15 protein-coding genes and 1 pseudogene are annotated in these 19912 nt (G+C 66.7%); 9 read left to right on the top strand and 7 right to left on the bottom strand.

What is annotated here, in order from left to right:
* Positions 1-6: 6 nt before the first annotated feature.
* Positions 7-1359 (top strand): MFS transporter, encoded by a 1353-nt coding sequence (locus Uis4E_RS06735; RefSeq protein ID WP_101622434.1) that lies wholly within the window; start codon positions 7-9, stop codon positions 1357-1359.
* Between the two features lie 89 nt (positions 1360-1448).
* On the opposite strand, the gene Uis4E_RS06730 is transcribed toward Uis4E_RS06735, so the two are convergent.
* Positions 1449-2048, bottom strand: a complete 600-nt coding sequence (locus Uis4E_RS06730) for a TetR/AcrR family transcriptional regulator (protein ID WP_101622433.1) — start codon at positions 2046-2048, stop codon at positions 1449-1451.
* A 324-nt stretch (positions 2049-2372) separates the two neighbouring features.
* On the opposite strand from Uis4E_RS06730, the gene Uis4E_RS06725 reads away from it, so the two are divergent.
* The 5 genes from Uis4E_RS06725 to Uis4E_RS06705 all read left to right on the top strand — a co-directional run bounded on the left by Uis4E_RS06725 (position 2373) and on the right by Uis4E_RS06705 (position 11186).
* Positions 2373-4619, top strand: coding sequence for an exo-alpha-(1->6)-L-arabinopyranosidase (locus Uis4E_RS06725; protein ID WP_101622432.1), 2247 nt, complete (start codon positions 2373-2375; stop codon positions 4617-4619).
* Between the two features lie 240 nt (positions 4620-4859).
* Entirely contained in the window at positions 4860-5444 is a 585-nt protein-coding gene (locus Uis4E_RS06720; RefSeq protein WP_101622431.1) for a MarR family winged helix-turn-helix transcriptional regulator, read from the top strand.
* A gap of 65 nt (positions 5445-5509) precedes the next feature.
* Positions 5510-7375 carry an ABC transporter ATP-binding protein gene (locus tag Uis4E_RS06715; protein WP_423734927.1) on the top strand — a complete coding sequence of 622 codons (1866 nt, stop codon included), beginning with the start codon at positions 5510-5512 and terminating at the stop codon, positions 7373-7375.
* On the top strand, positions 7372-9387 hold the full coding sequence (locus Uis4E_RS06710; protein ID WP_101622430.1) for an ABC transporter ATP-binding protein: 2016 nt from the start codon (positions 7372-7374) through the stop codon (positions 9385-9387). Before Uis4E_RS06715 ends, Uis4E_RS06710 begins: the two co-directional genes overlap by 4 nt.
* A gap of 1034 nt (positions 9388-10421) precedes the next feature.
* Positions 10422-11186, top strand: a complete 765-nt coding sequence (locus Uis4E_RS06705; RefSeq protein WP_243394403.1) for a hypothetical protein — start codon at positions 10422-10424, stop codon at positions 11184-11186.
* Positions 11187-11614: 428 nt separating this feature from the next.
* Here Uis4E_RS06705 and Uis4E_RS06700 read toward each other — a convergent pair whose 3' ends face one another.
* Complete coding sequence (locus tag Uis4E_RS06700) at positions 11615-12391, bottom strand: vitamin K epoxide reductase family protein (RefSeq protein ID WP_101622454.1); 777 nt, start codon at positions 12389-12391, stop codon at positions 11615-11617.
* 164 nt (positions 12392-12555) lie between these two features.
* Positions 12556-13452: a diaminopimelate epimerase gene (gene dapF, locus Uis4E_RS06695; protein ID WP_101622453.1), complete on the bottom strand. Its 897-nt coding sequence runs from the start codon at positions 13450-13452 to the stop codon at positions 12556-12558.
* Positions 13453-13619: 167 nt separating this feature from the next.
* Between dapF and murI the strand changes: the two genes are divergently transcribed.
* Entirely contained in the window at positions 13620-14414 is a 795-nt protein-coding gene (gene murI, locus Uis4E_RS06690) for a glutamate racemase (protein ID WP_101622428.1), read from the top strand.
* Positions 14415-14445: 31 nt separating this feature from the next.
* Complete coding sequence (locus Uis4E_RS06685) at positions 14446-15297, top strand: patatin-like phospholipase family protein (RefSeq protein ID WP_165784894.1); 852 nt, start codon at positions 14446-14448, stop codon at positions 15295-15297.
* 110 nt (positions 15298-15407) lie between these two features.
* Here Uis4E_RS06685 and Uis4E_RS06680 read toward each other — a convergent pair whose 3' ends face one another.
* Positions 15408-16403 carry a D-2-hydroxyacid dehydrogenase gene (locus Uis4E_RS06680; protein ID WP_101622427.1) on the bottom strand — a complete coding sequence of 332 codons (996 nt, stop codon included), beginning with the start codon at positions 16401-16403 and terminating at the stop codon, positions 15408-15410.
* Positions 16404-16470: 67 nt separating this feature from the next.
* Positions 16471-17379, bottom strand: a complete 909-nt coding sequence (locus Uis4E_RS06675) for an SPFH domain-containing protein (protein WP_423734926.1) — start codon at positions 17377-17379, stop codon at positions 16471-16473.
* 195 nt (positions 17380-17574) lie between these two features.
* Here Uis4E_RS06675 and Uis4E_RS06670 point away from each other — a divergent pair, with 195 nt between their 5' ends.
* Entirely contained in the window at positions 17575-18468 is an 894-nt protein-coding gene (locus Uis4E_RS06670; protein ID WP_423734925.1) for a PHP domain-containing protein, read from the top strand.
* 213 nt (positions 18469-18681) lie between these two features.
* Here the strand turns inward: Uis4E_RS06670 and Uis4E_RS06665 are convergent, their stop codons facing one another.
* Together Uis4E_RS06665 and Uis4E_RS11880 are read right to left on the bottom strand one after the other, a co-directional pair.
* Positions 18682-18906: a DUF3107 domain-containing protein gene (locus Uis4E_RS06665; protein ID WP_034530082.1), complete on the bottom strand. Its 225-nt coding sequence runs from the start codon at positions 18904-18906 to the stop codon at positions 18682-18684.
* Positions 18907-19041: 135 nt separating this feature from the next.
* A pseudogene (locus Uis4E_RS11880) lies at positions 19042-19912 on the bottom strand (hypothetical protein); the annotation flags it as partial.

Raw genomic sequence — 19912 nt, 5'->3', positions numbered from 1 at the left:
ACGGTGATGACCTCGTCGAAATCCCCGCGACTCACCTTCCTCACCCGGTTCGCCTTCGGCATGGGCGATTTCTGGACGTCCATCGGCAACATCGCCATGTCCACCTACCTGACGATGTTCTACACGGACGTGGTCCGCCTCGACCCGTCGATGATCGCCATGATGCTGCTCGTCGTGCGTCTCGCCGTCGCCTTCTGGGACCTGTCCGTCGGCATCCTCGTCGACCAGACGAAGTCCCGCTGGGGCAAGGCCCGCCCGTGGATGCTGTTCGGCGGCCTCGCGTACGGCGCCGCGTTCCTGTTCCTGTTCGCCGACCCGTTCGGGAACTCCCTCGCCGGCATCGTCTACGCGTGGGCCGTCTACACGCTCGTCAACGTCGCGTACTCGACCGTCAACGTCGCCTACGCCTCGCTCACGTCGCTGCTCACCGACGACACGAACGAGAAGACGACCCTCAACATCTTCCGCATGACCACCGCGAACGTGGGCGCGATGCTCGTCTACGTGCTCGCCATGCCGGTCATCGGCATGTTCGGCGGCTCGTCGCTCGGCTGGAGCGTGTTCTTCGGCGTGATCGCCGTGCTGATCCCGTTCGGCTACTGGTTCACCTTCGCGAACACGCGCGAGGTCGTCGGGGGCTCCTCCGCATCGGGCGACGGCATCGCGCGTCGTTCCGTCGCCGAGCATTTCCGCGCGTTGGCGCGCAATCGTTACTGGTGGCTCACGCTCGGCCTCAACTTCGCGCTGTGGGTCTACAACGGCATCGCCAACGGCATGGCCGCCTACATCGCCAAGTACGTGCTCGGCAACGCCAACCTGACCGCCGTGATCGGCCTGGCCACCGTCATCCCGATGGTCGTCGTCCTGCCGTTCGCCAGTCCTCTGGTCGCACGGTTCGGCAAGCGCAACTCCTCGCTCGCCGGCCTCGTGCTGGTCGTGGCGGGCAGCCTGCTCGTGTTCGTCGACCCCGCGAACCTATGGGTGTTCTTCGTCTCGATCATCGTGCGCATGATCGGCATCGTGCCGATGAACGCCGCGCTCAACGCGATGAGCGCCGACGTGGTCGACTACGGCGAATGGGCCACCGGCGTGCGCTCCGACGGCATCGTGTTCAGCTCGTCGAGCTTCTCGATGAAGGTCGCGATGGGCGTGTCCGCCGCCGCGATCGCATGGGTGCTCGGCGCGTCCGGCTACGACGGCGCCGCCGCCGTGCAGTCCGCCGGCACGATCGCCGCGATGGTGAACACCTTCGTGTGGGTGCCGGTCGCGATGGTCGTCGTCATGGCCGTGCTCCTGTGGTTCTACGACCTCGACGGGCGCATCGACGGCATCGTGTCCGACCTCGCCTCCCGTCGTTGAATTCACGGATATGAGGTGCGCATGTGCCGGGCCCCGTGGGGACTCGGCACATGCCGTATCCGCGACGCGGTGGAACGCCGAAAGGGGACTCAGCGGTAGCCGTCCCACAGGGGCGAAGGGAACAGCACCTCCTCGCAGTCGGCCCACATGGCGTTGAGGTCGCGGCCGGGGGAGCGCAGCCAGCGCAGCTGGATGCCGTCCATCATGGACAGTCCCGCCTGCAGCACGTGCTCCACGTTCACGCCGTCCGGCACCGACCAGTTGATGTTCATCGCGCTGACCACCGTCTGCCGCTCGCGCTCGGCGAAGTAGTCGTGCGCCGGATGCTTCGGGTCGAGGGCCTCGGCGCTCAGCGTGGAGAACATGTGCACCTGGTCCGGCCTCGTGCTGTTGAGCGCGACGAGACGGCGCCACATCTCGGCGATGATCGGCCGGTCCATGGCGATCATGTCGGCCATGATCCGTTCGCCGGCGCGGTCGTACTCGTCGGTGAGCGCGAGCCGCAGCAGTCCCTCCTTGCTGCCCACGTAGTGCAGCACGCCGGCCTTGGTGAGGCCTACGGCGGTGGCGATGCGCTGGATCGACGTGCCGTAGTAGCCGAAGCGGCCGAAGGACAGCGTGGTCGCTTCGAGGATGGAGTGACGACGGTCGGTGTCGTCGGTGACGTCGTTGGAGTCGTTGGTGGTCATGCTGTCTTCTTTCCGCTCCCGCCGGCGGGAGCTGGCGGCGGAGCCGTCTGAGGGTGGTCGCCACGGCGGCCTCGTAGTGTCTTCGGCGCCGCGTGATGTCTTCCTTGCGTTGGCAGGCGATATTAACCATACGGTCGGTCGGTTGGTATTCCAAATGATTTCGGCGTGTTGTGACCAATGATTTGATAATCTACCTACCAACCGGTTGGTTGAAAGTGGTTCGCCTGGGATTCGTGGAGGAAGACCGGACGGGCCGCACCGGAACGGCCGGCCGCACGGCTCAACGGAACATACGCAAGGAACTCAAGGAAAGAGGCACACGCCATGAGCGAGCACACCTACCCGTCCGTCAAGGATCTGACGCTGGAGGAGAAGGCCTCCCTCACCTCCGGCGGCGACGCCTGGCATCTGCAGGGCGTCGAGGCCAAGGGCATCCCCGGCTACATGATCACCGACGGCCCTCACGGCCTCAGGAAGTCTCTCGCCACCAGCACCGGCGAGACCGACCTCGACGACTCCGTGCCCGCCACCTGCTTCCCGCCGGCCGCCGGCCTGTCCAGTTCGTGGAACCCGGAACTCGTCCATAAGGTCGGCGAGGCCATGGGCGAGGAGTGCATCCAGGAGAAGGTCGCCGTCATCCTCGGACCGGGCGTGAACATCAAGCGCAACCCGCTCGGCGGCCGCTGCTTCGAATACTGGAGCGAGGACCCGTACCTCGCCGGCCATGAGGCCGTCGGCATCGTCGAAGGCGTGCAGTCCAAGGGCGTGGGCACGTCCCTGAAGCACTTCGCCGTCAACAACCAGGAGACCGACCGCCTGCGCGTCGACGCGCGCGTCTCCCAGCGCGCCCTGCGCGAGATCTACCTGCCGGCCTTCGAACACATCGTCAAGACCGCCCAGCCGTGGACCATCATGTGCTCCTACAACCGCGTCAACGGCGTCCACTCCGCCCAGAACCGCTGGCTGCTCACCGACGTGCTGCGCGACGAATGGGGCTTCAAAGGCATCGTCATGTCCGATTGGGGCGCCGACCATGACCGCGTCGCCTCCGTCAACGCCGGCCTCAACCTCGAGATGCCGCCGAGCGGCACCGACGACGAGGTCGTCTACGCCGCCCGCGACGGCCGCATCGACCCCGCCCAGCTCGGCCGCATGGCCCAAGGCATGATCGACCTGACCGACAAGGCCCGCGCCGCCATGAGCATCGACGGCTACCGCTTCGACGTCGACGCCCACGACGAGGTCGCCCACCAAGCCGCCGTCGAATCGATGGTCCTGCTCAAGAACGAGGACGCCATCCTGCCGCTGAAGAAGGATTCGAAGATCGCCGTCATCGGCGAATTCGCCCGCACCCCGCGCTACCAGGGCGGCGGCTCCTCCCACATCACCCCCACCAAGATGACCTCGTTCCTCGACACGCTCGCCGAACGCGGCATCAAGGCCGACTTCGCCCCCGGCTTCACACTCGACCTCGAACCCGCCGACTCCGCGCTCGAACTCGAAGCCGTCGAAACCGCCAGGGACGCCGACGTGGCGCTCCTGTTCCTGGGCCTGCCCGAGGCCGCCGAATCCGAAGGCTTCGACCGCGAGACCCTCGACATGCCCGCCAAGCAGACCGAGCTGCTCGCCAAGGTCGCCGCCGTCAACCCGAACGTCGCCGTCGTGCTGTCCAACGGATCCGTCGTCTCCGTCGCCCCGTGGGCCGGCCACGCCAAGGGCATCCTCGAATCCTGGCTGCTCGGCCAGGCCGGCGGCCCCGCGCTCGCCGACGTGATCTTCGGCGAGGCCAGCCCGTCCGGCAAGCTCGCCCAATCCATCCCGCTGGATATCAACGACGATCCGAGCATGCTCAACTGGCCGGGCGAGGAGGGCCACGTCGACTACGGCGAGGGCGTGTTCGTCGGCTACCGCTACTACGACACCTACGATGTCGCCGTCGACTACCCGTTCGGCTACGGCCTGAGCTACGCCTCGTTCGAGATCTCCGACGTCCACGCGGAGAAGACCGGTGCGAACACCGCGACCGTGACCGCCACCGTCGCCAACGTCTCCGACGTGGACGGCGCCGAGACCGTGCAGGTGTACGTCGCCCCCGGCAAGGCCGACGTGGCCCGTCCGGTCCACGAGCTCAAGGGCTTCGCCAAGGTGTTCCTCAAGGCGGGGGAGTCGCGGACCGTGACCATCGATCTCGACGAGCGCGCCTTCGCCTACTGGTCCGAGAAGTACGGCGACTGGCACATCGAGTCCGGCGACTACGACATCGAGGTCGGCACGTCCAGCCGCGACATCGCCGCCGTCGTCACCGTCGAACTCGAAGGCGACGGCAAGTCCCTGCCGCTCGACGAATGGTCCACGTACGGCGAATGGGAGGCCGACCCGGTCGGTGCGAAGGTCGTCGCGGCCGTCGAGGCCGCAGGCGACAGCGGCGAACTGCCGAAGCTGCCCGACAACACCATGATGCGCATCTTCCTCAAGTCCATGCCCATCAACTCGATGCCGATGCTGATGAGCGACGGCGGCAGGCGCATCACCGCCTTCATGCTCGACGAATACGCCAAGCTCACGAAGTAGCCATCGGCCGACCTACGGCCCCGCCTCCGGTACGGGGCTCGCCGATGTGGCTCGTGGTGTTCTCGGCCCCCTCTGACGAGGGGGCCTTGTCGTCGCGCGATGTGTGACACGCCGATTGTTGCATCTGCAACTGTTGTATGCGGGACGTATTACTATCGCACCGTGCAAGATGGTTGCATATGCAACAAAACGCATGCCCGACCATATCCGACCATGTCCGGAAACGAAGGTGGATGAGTTATGGACAGTCACATCCTCAGCTTCGAGCTGAGGGCGCTGGTCAAGGCGATCAACCGCCACCTCGGCGAGACGATGCCCGAATCCGCGCGCATCGCCACGGGCGGCAACGCCCGCATCATCATGTTCCTCGCCCGCAACCGTGACAAGGACATCTACCAGCACACCATCGAACGCAAGTTCTGCATCACGCGGTCCACCGCGTCGCGCGTGCTCGCGCTGATGGAGAAGAAGGGCCTCATCGCCCGCGAATCGGTGGCGCATGACGCACGGCTCAAGAAGATCGTGCTCACCGCCAAGGCCGATTCCATCGTCGCCTGCCTCTCGGCGAACGGCGAGCGGATGGAACGCCGTCTGGTGGAGGGGTTCACCGACGAGGAGCGGGCCGCCCTCATGGACTACGTGCTGCGCATGCGCGCGAACGTGGACGCGGCACAACGCGAGTTCGAGGAACGGTCGGCCGCCGGCATCCCGGCCGGTGAGCCATGCGGGGACCTCGCCGGCGACCCCGGCGATCCCGATGACGTCCCGGTCGAGGGGACCGGTGACACGAACGATACGGACGATACGAAGGAGGAGAACGCATGAGCGACAACACGACCGCCGCCGCGACACGCGACGCGGACGGCCTGACCGCCACCGAAGCGGCCATCATGAAGTCACGTAAGAAGAACGAACCCGACCGGCCGAAGCACATCATCCGCACGCTGGCCGGATCGATGCGCGAGTACACGAAGGAAAGCTGGCTGGCCCCGCTGTTCGTGTTCATCGAAGCGATCCTGGAGATCGTCATCCCCACCGTCATGGCGTCCCTCATCGACCAGGGCATCACCGGCGGCAACATGAACGCCATCGTCAGGTTCGGCCTGATCCTGCTGCTGTGCTCGCTGGTGTCGCTCGCCTGCGGCTTCCTCGCCGGCAAGTACGCGGCCATCGCCGCCGCCGGATTCGCGAAGAACCTGCGCCGCGACCAGTTCGAGAAGGTGCAGGCGTTCAGCTTCACCAACATCGACCGGTTCTCCACCGGCTCGATCATCACGCGCCTCACCACCGACGTGACCAACCTGCAGATGGCCTACGGCATGATGGTCCGCATGGGCGTGCGCGCCCCGATCATGGTCGTCGTCGCGTGGATCTTCTCGTTCCGCATCTCGCCGTCCATCTCGCTCGTGTTCCTCGCCTGCGTGCCGATCCTCGCCATCGGCCTGTGCGGCCTCGCGGTGCTCGTCCACCCGGTGTTCGAGCGCGTGTTCCACACGTACGACGCGCTCAACAACGTCGTCGACGAGAACCTGCAGGGCATCCGCGTCGTCAAGTCGTACGACCGCGAATCCTACGAGATCGGCAAGTTCGGCCGCATCTCCCAGCGTATCTTCAAGGACTTCACCAAGGCCGAGCGCATCATGAGCTTCAACAGCCCGATCATGATGTTCTGCATCTACGCCTCGATGATCATGATCTCCTGGATGGGCGCGCAGCAGATCGTCGCCTCCGGCAACAACGCGGCCCTCGGCCTCACCACCGGCGACCTCACCGCCCTCGTCACCTACGCGATGCAGATCCTCATGGCCATGATGATGCTCTCCATGATCTTCGTCATGTGCATCATCTCCCAGGCCTCCGCCGAACGCATCTGCCAGGTGCTGCAGGAGAAGAGCACCGTCACCGACCCGGAGAACCCGGTCATGGACGTCGCGGACGGCTCCATCGAGTTCGACCACGTCACCTTCCGCTACTCCGCATCCTCCGAGAAGCCCGTGCTCGACGACATTGACCTGAAGATCGACTCCGGCATGACCGTCGGCATCGTCGGCGGCACCGGCTCCGCCAAGTCGAGCCTCGTGCAGCTCGTGCCCCGCCTCTACGACGTGTCGGCCGGCTCGCTCAAGGTCGGCGGCCGCGACGTGCGCGACTACGACCTCGTCACCCTGCGCGACCAGGTCGCCATGGTGCTCCAGAAGAACGTGCTGTTCTCCGGCACCATCACCGAGAACCTGCGTTGGGGTGACCCGGACGCCACCGACGAGCAGATTCGCCACGCCTGCCGTCTCGCGCAGGCCGACGGCTTCATCCAGGAGTTCCCCGACAAGTACGACACGTACATCGAACAGGGCGGCACCAACGTGTCCGGCGGCCAGCGCCAGCGCCTGTGCATCGCCCGCGCCCTTCTCAAGAAGCCGAAGATCCTCATCCTCGACGACTCCACCAGCGCCGTCGACACGAAGACCGACAAGCTGATCCGCGACGCGTTCCACCACGAGATCCCCGACACCACGAAGATCATCATCGCCCAGCGCATCGCCTCCGTGCAGGAATCCGACCTGATCCTCGTCATGGACAACGGCCGCATCATGGCCAAGGGCACGCACGACGAACTGCTCGAAACCTGCGACGAATACCGCTCCATCTACGAATCGCAGACCCGCGACACCGCCGCCGGCCAGGCCGAGCTCGAACGCGAGGCCGCCCAGCGCGCCGAGCACATGCAGCAGGCCGAACAGGAAGGAGAGAACCGATGAGCGACAAGCAGCCCTCGCAGAACCGCAAGCCCGCGATGCGCAAGCCCGCGCCCGGCACCACCAAGCGCATCTTCGGCTACATCATGGCCTACCGGTGGCGCGTCATCGCCATCGTCGCATGCATCCTCGTCGGCGCCGCCGCCCAGGCCGGCTCCGCCCTCTTCCTCCAGACGCTCGTCGACACGTACATCCTGCCGATGGTCGGCGCCACCGACCCCGACTGGGGGCCGCTGATCCGCGCCATCACGCTCATGGGATGCCTGTACGTGGCCGGCATCGTGGCCAGCTGGCTGTGGCAGTGGCTCATCGTCACCGTCGAACAGGGCGTGCTCAAGAAGATCCGCGACGACATGTTCGCCCACCAGCAGTGGCTGCCGATCCGCTACTTCGACACCAACGAGCACGGCGACATCATGAGCCACTACACCAACGACACCGACACGCTGCGCCAGGCCATCAGCCAGTCGTTCCCGCAGATGTTCGCCGCCGGCATCTCCGCGATCGCCGCGATCATCTCCATGCTGTGGCTGAGCGTGCCGATCACCGCGTTCGTGCTGCTGTTCACCGTCGGACTCTACTTCATCGTGCGCGCGATCGTCGGCCGCGCCGGCCGCTACTTCGTCAGGCAGCAGCACTGGCTCGGCGACGTCAACGCGTTCGTCGAGGAATCCGTCAACGGCCAGAAGGTCATCAAGGTCTTCAACCACGAGCCCGACACCCAGAAGACCTTCGACGAGAAGAACGAGGAGCTGTTCAAGGCCGCCGCCGAGGCGAACACGTGGGGCAACGTCACCATGCCTGTCGTCGGCAACATGGGCTACATCCTCTACATCCTCCTCGCCATCGTCGGCGGCGCCATGGCGCTCGCCGGAGTCGGCAACTTCGGCCTCGCCGGCGCGGGACCGCTCACGCTCGGCACGCTCATCTCCCTGCTCACCCTGTCCCGCTCGTTCATCAACCCGCTCGGCCAGGTGTCCATGCAGCTCAACATGGTGATGATGGCGCTCGCCGGCGCCTCCCGCATCTTCCAGCTGATGGACGAGCCGGTCGAGGCCGACTCCGGTACCGTCACGCTCGTCAACGTGGAGCTCGGCGAGGACGGCCGCACGATGCGCGAGGTCGACCACGAGACCGGCCACTGGGCGTGGAAGCGCGAAGAGGGCGACGACGGCACCCGTTCGCTCAAGGCCGCGGAGAAACTGCACGGCGCCGCCCGCGAGGTCGCGCTCAAGGCCAAGGAGCAGGCCGTCACCTCGCCCGACGGGCGCTACACGCTCCTCAGGGGCGACGTGCGCTTCACCAACGTGACGTTCGGCTATGATCCGGCCAAGCCGGTCCTGCACGACATCACCTGGTTCGCCAAGCCGGGCCAGAAGATGGCGCTCGTCGGCGCGACCGGCGCCGGCAAGACCACGGTGACGAACCTCATCAACCGCTTCTACGACATCCAGGAGGGCCAGATCCTCTACGACGGCATCGACGTGAAGAATATCAGGAAGCCGGACCTGCGCCGCTCCCTCGGCATCGTGCTGCAGGACGTCAACCTGTTCACCGGCACCGTGATGGACAACATCCGCTACGGCCGTCTCGACGCCACCGACGAGGAGTGCATCGAGGCCGCGAAGCTCGTGAACGCGGACGGCTTCATCCGCATGCTGCCGCAGGGCTACCAGACGGTGCTCGAAGGCGACGGCTCCGGCCTGTCGCAGGGCCAGCGCCAGCTCATCTCCATCGCGCGCGCCGCCGTGGCCGATTCGCCGGCGCTGATCCTCGACGAGGCCACCTCGTCGATCGACACGCGCACCGAGGAGGTCGTGCAGGCCGGCATGGACGCGCTGATGAAGGGCCGCACGGTCTTCGTAATCGCCCACCGTCTCTCCACCGTGCGCAACTCCGACGTGATCATGGTCCTCGACCACGGCAACATCATCGAGCGCGGCTCCCACGACGAGCTCATCGCCCAGAAGGGCGAGTACTACCAGCTCTACACCGGAGCCGTGGAACTCGAATAGGGAGTCGCCTCCGCCACACCCCGCCGAGGTGCCGATTCCCCTCCATGTCCGGTGGCGATTCCCATATTGGGCAGCGGTCCCGTACTTGGTGGTGGTTCCGGTACCCGGCAGTGGTTCTCATCCTTGGTGGTGGTTCCCTCACCCGGTTCTCTTACCCGGTTCTCTTACCCGGTGGTAATCCCTCACCCGGTGGCGGTCTCGTACTTGGTGGTGGTCCTATATCCAGCGTCCCGTTGTCCGGAGCACAGCCCATTGCTCCGGACAACGGGACGCTTGCGTTTGCTCAGCGTCGCTTTGTCGGGAGGTGGCAGCTGTTTCCCGGACAGCGGGACGCTGATGGCGGCTCAGCGTCCCCGGTTACGGAGCAATGGGACGATTCCCCGACAGCGGGACGGCAAAGCCGTAGCGGGGAGCGGGTCGATGGGCCCGTATCCCGACAATGGGACGGGCAAGCCGTGACCAGAAGCATCCGGGAACGGAGCAATGGGCTTGTCTCCCGACAGCGGGACCCGGGGAGTCCGTGTTCTCAGGGAGTCGCCGGGGAGTATTCCGTGAGCTATCCGGGGTACGGAAGATACCCAAGGTACTACCGCCGGATACTTCCGGCGTCGTCCTCGCTGAAATGTCACCCGGGATTGCCCGGAAGAGAGGCTCAACAGTTCCGAAAACCAAGCCCCGCCACCGGAACCCAAACCGTCGGCAAGGTAAGGCGGTGGTGTATCTCGATGTTCTCGACGCATCAGGGTTGATGAGTTATCCACAACACGCCCGGGGAAGGGGGCTCTGTCCACATTGCCGTGACGGGTTGCGGCCACGGACGGAACCCACATAGCGTCGAAACCATGAAGACACATGAAGGAATCAAGACGCTTCTGGACGGAGCCGAAGCGGAACGGCGCTGCGCCATCGGACGGGGTGACGCCATGCGGCACGCGTTGCGTAGGCGCCTGCGTGCCGGGGAACTGGTCTCCCCCTATTCCAATGTGTACGCGCGTTCGGAATATTGGAGCCGGCTTACGGTGGAGGAGCGGTCGTTGCACACCATCCGTGCGCTGGCGATACGCCGTCCGCGGTGGGTGTTCGCCGGATTGAGCGCCGTATGCCTATATGGACTTGAGCACGCGTACGATCTGCATGACGGAACGATTCACATCGCCTCGCGCAACGGTTCCCACAAGCGGGACGACAAACGGCTGCGAAGGCTGTACATGGCGCAGACCGGTCCGCTGTGGCAATCATCCGGCATCCTCATCACTCCGCCGGCGCGCACGCTCATCGATTGCGCGGTCTATCCGTTCGCCAAGGCGCTCGCCATCTATGATTCCGCGCTACGTCGGCGTCTGATCGGTGCGGAGGAGATACGGTCCCTGTCCTTGCGGACGAATTGTGACGACAAGGCGGTCGAGCAGCTTCTGCGATACGCTTCTCCGGACAGCGAGAACGGCGGTGAATCGTTGATGCGCGGCCTGCTGATCTCCCAAGGATTCGCGGAACCGCAGCTTCAGACGGAATTCGACAATCCCGACAACCCGGATGCCGCGTATCGGGTCGATTTCTGTTGGAGACTCGCCGACGGACGCATCATCGTCGTCGAATACGATGGCATGGCCAAATACGCGGATACCAGCAATCCGAACCGGGCCAGCCTCCAGCAGAAGCTCGATTACGAGCGGCGAAGGGAAGGGCATCTGCGAGAGCAGAACGTCAGTGGAGTGACGCATATCGTCTATGAGGATCTGATACGGCCGGAACGGCTCGAACGGAAGCTGATCGATGCCGGAGTCCCCAAAATCCGCTGACACCACGATGCAACCGGCATCGCGATACGGCCGATATCGGGATACGGGCGACACCGATACACGGCCGACCGCGATGTGACCGACATCGATACACCGCCGACCGCGATGTGACCGACATCGATACACGGACGGCACCGGGGCACGGCCGACGCTGAGACATGGCCGACACCACTCCGGTGGTGTCCCGTTGTCCGGAGCACGGTCCATTGCTCCGGACAACGGGACGCTTGCGTTTGCTCAGCGGCGTTTTGTCGGGAGGTGGCGGCTGTTTTCCGGACAACGGGACGCTGACGGCGGCTCAGCGTCCCCGGTTACGGAGCAACGGGATGGTTTCCCGACAAGGGGACGGTTTCCCGACAACGGGACGGTTTCCCGACAACGGGACGGGCGTCCGACAACGGAACGGGCGGCAAACCGTGGTGGAACCGTTACATGAACAGGGCGGCGCCGTCCTTGACGACGATCAGGACGACGATCGCGAGGATCCACACGAAGTCGACCATGAGATCGTAGTTGAGCCGGTAATAGGTGTCGAGGCCGCGCGGCTTCGACACCGCGACGGCACCGGCCTCGTCAGCTGCGGCCGTCCCATCGGCCGCCCCAGCGGTCGCTTCAGTGTCCACGCCGTCAGTCACGCCGCCGTCAGCCGCGCCGCCATCATCGGCCCGCACGTCCCCGGGCAGCCCCTGCACGACGGCGGTCGCATGGCTCAGCGCCATGAACTGGATCGTCGTGGAGAACATGAGCGCCAGGCACCACGGGCACAGCGCGTTGATCACGAACAGCGACTGCGAGGTCAGCCAATACGAGTACAGCAGCGCCGCCAATCCGCCGAGCCACGTGCATGCGGCGAACCAACGCGGCACGCGGACCCTCGCCAGTCCGATCACGGCGATCGTCACGAACACGGATTCCGCGGCGATGCCGAAGAACGCGTTCGGGAAGCTCAATCCGGCGAACTTCACGATCTCCGACTGCCAGGATTGCGCGACGGTCGAGCAGGAGAGCACCGCGTTCACGTCGCAGCCGAGCTGCTCCTTGGGATGCCTCGCCAGCTGGAGCGTCTCCGCGCTCAGCACGAACGAGACGATCAGCGCCGCAGCCGAGGCGAGCAGCACGACCAGATAGGTCCAGGTCGCGCCATGCCGCCATCCGTGCGGCCTCAGGTCGCGGGTGCCGAGCGCCTGCACCTCCTCCATCGTCATATCGTCCTCCACCTTCTCGTTCGTCGTCGTATCATCGGCCATCCGTCATCGTCCCCTTCCGCCATCGAATCGTCGAACATCGTCAATGTCTCTCGAACGCAACGCCTCATCGGGCGCATCGTTCCGGCCGGCCGCGCGTATTCGCGCGCGGCGCCCTCACCGCGTCACCGCGCCAGCGTCACATCGCCGACGATCGTCGCGTCGCCGGTGAGCGTCACGTCCGTGTCGCTCACGTCGACGCGCAACGTGCCGCCGCGCACGGTGATGAGCCAGTGGTCGACGCCGGTCTTCGCGCGCAGCGTGATCGCCGTCGCGCACAGTCCGGTGCCGCACGAGAGCGTCTCGCCGCAGCCGCGCTCGTTGACGCGCATCGTCGCCTCGCCGAGGTCGTCCGCGTCGTCGTCGATGTCGTCGATGCGCACGAATTCGACGTTCTGGTCGGATTCGATCGCGGGCGCGACGACCGGCTTCGTGACGAGGTCGAGCGCCTCGACGGTCGGCAGCGTGGAGAACGCGTCCTCGATGACGGCGACGACGTGCGGGTTGCCCATGTCGACGAACGTGCCGCGGGCCGCGCCCGGCGTGCCGGGGATCGTGACCTCGTACGCGTCGGTCTCGCCGCGCCTCCACGCGCCCATGTCGACGCGGAACACGTGCTCGCCGAGCCCCGCGACCTTCCCGAGCGAGGTGAGCGTCTTGACGCCGGCGCGCGTGCCGAGACGGAACACGTCGCCGTCGAACAGGCCCTCGCGCTGCGCGAACAGGGTGATGGCGCGCGTGCCGTTGCCGCACATCTCCGCCAGCGAGCCGTCGGCGTTGCGGTAGTCCATGAACCATTCGGCGCCGTGCGCTTCGCAGTCGGCGATCTGTTCCTCGCTCAGGTCAGACACGTCGCGCGGGTGGGCGAGACGGATGAGGCCGTCGCCGCCGATGCCGAAATGACGGTCCGTGAGGAAGCGCACCTCCTCCTCGGTGGGCTCGAACCGTCCCTCGCGGTCGAGGTAGACGACGAAATCGTTGCCGGTGGCGTGCGCCTTGGTGACATGCTGCGGAATGCTCATGCACGCCAGCATACCCGTCGCGCCGGCCCCGGGCCCCGCGCTGTTCGCCATGCGCGAGTACGCTGGGACGGCGGTGGACGATTGCGGACGCCGGACGTCACGTCCGGCGGGACAGGCCGCGCGACGTCCGGCGGAAACGTTCTACGGGAACGGCAAGGAGGATGACGATGAGTTCGACGGCGCCGATCGGCGTGTTCGATTCCGGATTGGGCGGCATCTCGGTGGTGCGTCAGCTCGTGCGCGACATGCCGCACGAGCGGGTCCTCTACTTCGGCGATTCCGCGAACGCGCCGTACGGCGTGAAATCGCCGGAGCAGGTGAAGGAGCTGAGCTTCGCGATCGTGGAACGCTTCGTGAGACAGGGCGTCAAGGCGGTGGTGATCGCGTGCAACACGGCCACGTCGGCCGCGGTGAACGACCTGCGCGAGGCGTACGACATCCCGATCATCGGCATGGAACCGGCGCTGAAGATCGCCTGCGACCGCGGCGACGTGCCCTCCGACCCGCATCACATCCCGCAGCGCGTGATCGTGGCGGCCACGCCGCTGACGCTGCGCGAGCGCAAGTTCGCGAAGCTGATGGACCGCTTCGACTCGGACAACGAGATCGTCAAGGAGCCGTGCCCGGATCTGGTGGAGATCGTCGAATCGGGGCGTCTCGGCGACCATGATCTGGTGATGCGCACGCTGCACGGCTACTTCGACCAGTACGACCTCGACCGCATCGACTCGGTGGTGCTCGGCTGCACGCATTTCGTGTTCTACCGCGACTACTTCCGCGAGCTGCTGCCCGAGCGCGCGGCCGTCATCGACGGCAACGAGGGCACGGTGCGCCATCTGGGCGTCGTGCTCGAATCGCTCGGCCATCTCGCGCCGGAATCGGCGGAGGGCGGCGTGGAGCTCGCGAACTCCGACCCGTCGGAGCGCATCGCCGCGCTGTCGCGCGAGCTGCTGCACGCGTGAGACGATAGGGACAAACGCAAGGGGGACTGACATGACGGACAGGACGGCGATGATCGACGTGGGCGGAGGATTCCGCGCGATCTTCGGATGCGGCGTGATGGACTACATGCTCGAGGAGGGCATCGACGTGGACATGTGCTACGGCGTCTCCGCGGGCGCCGCGAACATGACCTCGTTCATCGCGCGCCAGCACGGCCGCAACCACACGTTCTACACGAAGTTCGCGTTCCGCAAGGAGTACGCGAGCGCGGAGAGCTTCTTCAAGAACCGCAATTTCGCGAACCTCGACTACATCTACGGCACGCTGAGCAACCATGACGGCGAGTATCCGGTGGACTTCGACGCGTTCGAGGCGAATCCGACCGGCTTCACCGTGGTCGCCTGCAACGCCGAGGACGGTTCGACCAAGTACTTCGACAAGTCGCGCATCCGCTTCGACGATTTCGACGCGGTGAAGGCGTCGTCGGCGGTGCCGGTGGCGTGCGAGCCGTACGTGGTGGACGGCGTGCCGTACTACGACGGAGGCATCGCCGATCCGGTGCCGGTGCAGAAGGCGCTGGACGACGGCTACGACAAGGTGATCCTCATCCTGTCGCGTCTGCGCGACGAGGTGCGCCAGCAGAGGAAGGACCTCGCGCCGGCGAGGATTCTCGAACGCACGTATCCGGCGGCGGCCGAGCGCCTGCGCATGCGCTACAAGACGTACAACGACGAGATCGAGCTGGCGAAGCGCTACGAGGCGGAGGGTCGCGTGCTGATCCTCGCGCCGGAGGACCTGTACGGCCTCAACACGCTGAGGAAGAGCTTCGAGGGTCTGGAGATGATGTACCGCAAGGGGTATGCAGCGGCCGAAGCGTCGGTGAAGACGTTCCTCGCGGGCTGAGTGCGGTTCGCGACGTGTGCGATGCGTGTGCGATGCGTGGCGGGGCGCCGGCGGAATCATCCGCTGCCGGCGCCCCGCCACGTCGTATGGGGCGTTTCTCGCTTCTCGCTTTATTCCGCGTGCCGCCGCACGTTGGCGAGCGTCTCGCCGGCCGCGTACCGGCGCACGTTCTCCAATGCGATGGCGATGATGCGCCGTTCGGTGACCTCCAGGTGGTTGCCGCCGGCCACGTGCGGGGTGATGAGGCAGTGCGGCTCGTCCCACAGCGGACTGTCGGCGGGCAGCGGTTCGGGTTCGGTCACGTCGAGTCCGGCGCCGTGCAGCTGGTCCTCGGCGAGCGCGGCGGCGAGCGCGCGCGGGTCGATGGCGTTGCCGCGTCCCGCGTTGAGCAGCACGCACGTGGATTTGAGCAGGTGGAGCCGGCGCGCGTCGATGAGATGGTCCGTGCTCGGCGAGGCGGGCACGGCGAGCGCGACCACGTCCGCGTCGGGCAGCAGCGCGTCGAGTTCGTCGAAGCCGTGCATCTCGTCGATGCCGTCCGCCGGTTTCGCGGGGTTTCGCCGGATGCCGACGGTGCGTGCGCCGACCGCCTTGGCGAGCCGCGCGAAGTGCGAGCCGATGTCGCCGGTGCCGATGACGAGCACGGTCGCGCCTTCCGGGGTGAGCGCGCGGCCGAGATCATGCCAGCGGTGTTCGTCCTGCTGGCGCGCGTAGGCGGGGATGTTGCGCATGAGCGCCCACATCATCGCGAACAGGTGTTCGCCGACGGTCTGCCCGTAGGCGCCGGTCGCGTTGGTGACGGTGACGCCGTCGGCGAGGACGCCGGGCGCGACGTATCTGTCGACGCCGGCGCTCCACGTCTGGAGCCATTCGAGCCGCGGATAGTCGCGGGCCTCGGCGGGCGGGATGTTGCCGATGACGGCGGTGGCGGCGTGGCGCAGCTCGGCGGGGACGCGCGCCTTCCACGTCATCGTGCCGCGTTCGATCGGGTTGCCGACGAACTCCTGGCGCACGCCGGGCGCGGCGGATACGAAAGCCTGCCGCTCGGCGTCGCTGAGCGGCAGGCAGTTGATGATGGTCTTCGCGGGTTCGGTGCTTTCGCTCATACCGTCATTGTAGGTTCGTCGTCCGGCGTGGGCCGGGCGACGGCCGTCACTTGACGGCGTATGCTCCCTACTTGCCTTGGGTTTCGGAGGCGGTGAGCATGGCCTTGGTGACCTGCTCGTAGAGGTCCTGGTAGCCGCCGGGCGTGGAGGCGGGCAGTACCACGGTCTTCGCGTTGTTGGATTCGGAGAGCGAGCGCATCACGTCGAGGTACTGGTTGAACAGGACCACGTTGTTCACGTCGTTGATGTTCATGCCCACGGCCTGCAAGCTCTTGATCTGGTCGACGATGCCGTTGGCGATCTCGCGGCGGTAGTTCGCCTGGCCTTCGCCCTGCAGTCGCGTCTTCTCGGCTTCGGCGGCGGCCTGCGTCTCGATCTGGATGCGCTGCGCCTCGGCGCGCTGGCGCGTCGCCTCCTTCTCGCGCTGGGCGGCGTTGATGGAGTCCATCGCGTTCTTCACCTGCGGCGAGGGGTCGATGGCGGTGATGAGCGTCTTGACGACGGTGAAGCCGAAGCGGCTCATCTCGTTGCCGACGGTCTTCTGCACGTCGAACGCGACGTCGTCCTTGCGGGCGAACGCGTCGTCGAGCGTGAGCGCCGGGATGGCGGAGCGCAGCGCGTCCTCCATGTAGGAGCGCAGCTGGCCGGCCGGGTCGCGCAGCTCGTAGTAGGCGGTGGCCACGTTCTGCGCGTTGACGCGGAACTGGGTGGAGGCGACGACGGTGACGAACACGTTGTCGAGCGTCTTGGTCTCCAGCTGCACGTTGAGCTGGTTGACGCGCATGTTCGTCTTCATCGCGATGCGGTCGACGAACGGGATGCGGATGTGGATGCCGGCGAACTGCACCGACTGGAACTTGCCGAACCGTTCGATGATGTACGCCTGCTGCTGCGGGACGATGAAGATCGACGAGAACACGAGGACGAGGACGACCACCACGATCGGTACGACCACGCCTCCGAGGAGTACGCCTATCATTGTTGACTTCCCTTCTGTTGTGCCGTGACCTTCGTTAGTCACATGGCCCAGTACCGTCAATCCTACCAGCGCGCGACGCGCCTGCGGAGGAGTGCGCGGGCGGCGGTTCGGTGAACGATCGGTGACGCGGCGGGACGATGTCCGCGGCGCGAGGCACGTCGGTGCGCGGAAGGCCGCCGCGTCCGGGTTACGATAGAACGTATGACCGGATACGTTGCGCCCACCGAACCACCGAAGCGGGGATGGGATCTCCACTGCCACACCGTGTTCTCCGACGGCACGCGCACGCCCGCCGCGATGCTCGCCGAGGCGGGGGAGCGGGGGCTCGTCGGCATCGCCATCACCGACCATGACACGACGGCCGGATGGAGGAGCGCTCAGGAGGCCGCGACCGCGCAGGGCCTGCCGCTGCTGCGCGGCAGCGAGATCACCGCATGCGACGAAGGCGTGTCGGTGCACATGCTCGCCTACCAGTACGATCCGCGCAACCTGCACATCACGCGGCTGTTCGCGGCGACGCGCGAGGCCAGACTCAGGCGCACCGAACGCATGGTGGCGCGTCTCGCCGAGGACTACCCGATCAGCTGGGAGTCGGTGATGGCGCAGGTCAAGGAGGGCGGCAGGACCACGGTGGGCCGCCCGCACATCGCCGACGCGCTGGTGGCGGCCGGCGTGTACGCGAACCGTTCGGAGGCGTTCGCCGACGCGGTGAGCGCCGATTCGAAGTACTACATCCCCACGCCCTCGCCGACCACGCACGAGGTGGTGCGCGCGGTGAACGAGGCGGGCGGCGTGGTCGTCATCGCGCATGCGGGCGATCTGAGTCGCAACCGCCGGCTCCTGTCCGACGGGCAGATCGAACGGCTGATCGGCGAGGGGCTCGACGGGCTTGAGGTATGGCATCGCGGCAACCCGCCCGAGCAGCGCGAACGCCTGCTCGCCATCGCGAACGCGCACGGGCTGCTCGTCACGGGCGGCTCCGACTGGCATGGCGCCGGCAAGCCGAACCTGCTGGGGGAGAACCTCACCGACGAGGCGACGGTGCGCCGCATCGTCGAACGCGGCGCGATCCCCCTGTGGCGGTGAGGGCGTGCTGATTCCGCTCCCGCTGGCGGGAGCTGCCCCGTGGAACGGGACTGAGGGTGGTTTCGCGTGAGGGTGTGACCGTAAATTCCGCTCCCGCTGGCGGGAGCTGTCCCGTGGAACGGGACTGAGGGTGGCATGACGGTTCGCGTGTGACCACCCCCAGTCGGCTCCGCCGACAGCCCCCGCCTGCGGGGGGCGAAGAGGTGTGTTCGGTCAGAGCGCGCCGAAGCCGACGGCGTGCTTGGTCTCCGAGCCGACGATCGCGTAGCCGAGCGCGTCGGCCGGCACGATGATGCGGCGGCCCTTGTCGTCGGTGAGGACGACCGGCTGGTGCGCGTCCAGCGCCTTGGCGATGGTCTCGTTCACCTGGTCGGCGGAATCCTCGGTGCTGAAGGTGACGGTGCGCGCCACGTTGCGGATGCCCAGTTCGATGTCCATGATGCTCCTTTTCCTGTGTGGATCGTTCCCATGTGAGGGTATGCGGACCTGTGTCCGTCCCGCGTGCGGCCCTGCGGCCGCCGATGCTCCCATTGTGCCCGCCCGTGGCCTGCCGCCGCGGGCGGGCGTCCGCGATTACGCCGACGGCGTGGCGTCCGGATCGCCCGGCGTGGTGTCCGCGGCTTCCGGTGCGGCTTCCGGTGCGGCTTCCGGTGCGGTACGTTCCGCCTCGTCGACGTCCTTCACGTCGTCGGGGATGGTGTGCGCCTCGCCGGTGTCGTCGTCCGCCTCGTCCACCGGAGCCGGCGCCTCGTCCGCGGAACCGTCCGGTGCGTCGTCGTCCGTCTCGTCGGAGGTCACGGTGCCGGTGGACGCGATCACCGCGACGGACGGCGCCGCCACGACGATCGGCGTGACCGACGGCGTGTCGTCGGGGTCGGCGGACGCATCCGACGCGACGCCCGCGGCATCGTCCGCCGCGGCACCCGCCGCGACGCCCGTGACGCCGTCCGACCCCGGATCGGTCGATTCGGCCGCCACCGGAGCCGACACCTTCGGCGTCTCGTCCCCCTCGGACGGCGTGTAGTCGCCGTCCGCATGCGGCTTGTCGTCGAACGTCTCGTCGTCGAAGTCGAGTCCGGCGCGCGCGTCGCGCAGCGCGCGCTCCTCGCGTTCGAGCAGCGGGATGACGACCGTCGCGGACGTGTCCGTGGACGGTTCGTGCGGCGGCTCGACGGACGGCGCGTCGAACGTCCCCGACGTGATGACGCGCGAGAGCGGCTTGATCGGTTTGATCGTCGGCGGCATCGGCATGCCGTTCACCATGCGCGGGCCCGCATCGCTTCCGGCGTTCCCGTCGGCGACGCCGTCCGCTCCCGCCGCCTTGTCGCGGTCATCGAGCTCCTGCAGCGTGATCGTGACCGACGAATCGGGCGCCGGCATGTCCGGGTAGGCGGGACGCTGCGGCTTCGTCGAACCGGTGCCGTCGTCCGCGCCCGAAGCGCCC

The sequence above is a fragment of the Bifidobacterium parmae genome (genome assembly GCF_002860365.1).
GTDB classification, from domain to species: Bacteria; Actinomycetota; Actinomycetes; order Actinomycetales; family Bifidobacteriaceae; genus Bifidobacterium; species Bifidobacterium parmae.
Note: the sequence above shows the minus strand (reverse complement) of the source record. Positions and strands in the feature narration are given on the sequence as shown.

Bases quoted from the DNA above. Each gene is read 5' to 3' on its own strand.
- Uis4E_RS06700 (WP_101622454.1), bottom strand. From the start codon at position 12,391: ATGACGATGGAGGAGGTGCAGGCGCTCGGCACCCGCGACCTGAGGCCG.
- dapF (WP_101622453.1), bottom strand. From the start codon at position 13,452: ATGAGCATTCCGCAGCATGTCACCAAGGCGCACGCCACCGGCAACGAT.
- Uis4E_RS06720 (WP_101622431.1), top strand. From the start codon at position 4,860: ATGGACAGTCACATCCTCAGCTTCGAGCTGAGGGCGCTGGTCAAGGCG.
- Uis4E_RS06735 (WP_101622434.1), top strand. From the start codon at position 7: ATGACCTCGTCGAAATCCCCGCGACTCACCTTCCTCACCCGGTTCGCC.
- Uis4E_RS06685 (WP_165784894.1), top strand. From the start codon at position 14,446: ATGACGGACAGGACGGCGATGATCGACGTGGGCGGAGGATTCCGCGCG.
- Uis4E_RS06715 (WP_423734927.1), top strand. From the start codon at position 5,510: ATGAAGTCACGTAAGAAGAACGAACCCGACCGGCCGAAGCACATCATC.
- murI (WP_101622428.1), top strand. From the start codon at position 13,620: ATGAGTTCGACGGCGCCGATCGGCGTGTTCGATTCCGGATTGGGCGGC.
- Uis4E_RS06680 (WP_101622427.1), bottom strand. From the start codon at position 16,403: ATGAGCGAAAGCACCGAACCCGCGAAGACCATCATCAACTGCCTGCCG.
- Uis4E_RS06665 (WP_034530082.1), bottom strand. From the start codon at position 18,906: ATGGACATCGAACTGGGCATCCGCAACGTGGCGCGCACCGTCACCTTC.
- Uis4E_RS06730 (WP_101622433.1), bottom strand. From the start codon at position 2,048: ATGACCACCAACGACTCCAACGACGTCACCGACGACACCGACCGTCGT.
- Uis4E_RS06710 (WP_101622430.1), top strand. From the start codon at position 7,372: ATGAGCGACAAGCAGCCCTCGCAGAACCGCAAGCCCGCGATGCGCAAG.
- Uis4E_RS06725 (WP_101622432.1), top strand. From the start codon at position 2,373: ATGAGCGAGCACACCTACCCGTCCGTCAAGGATCTGACGCTGGAGGAG.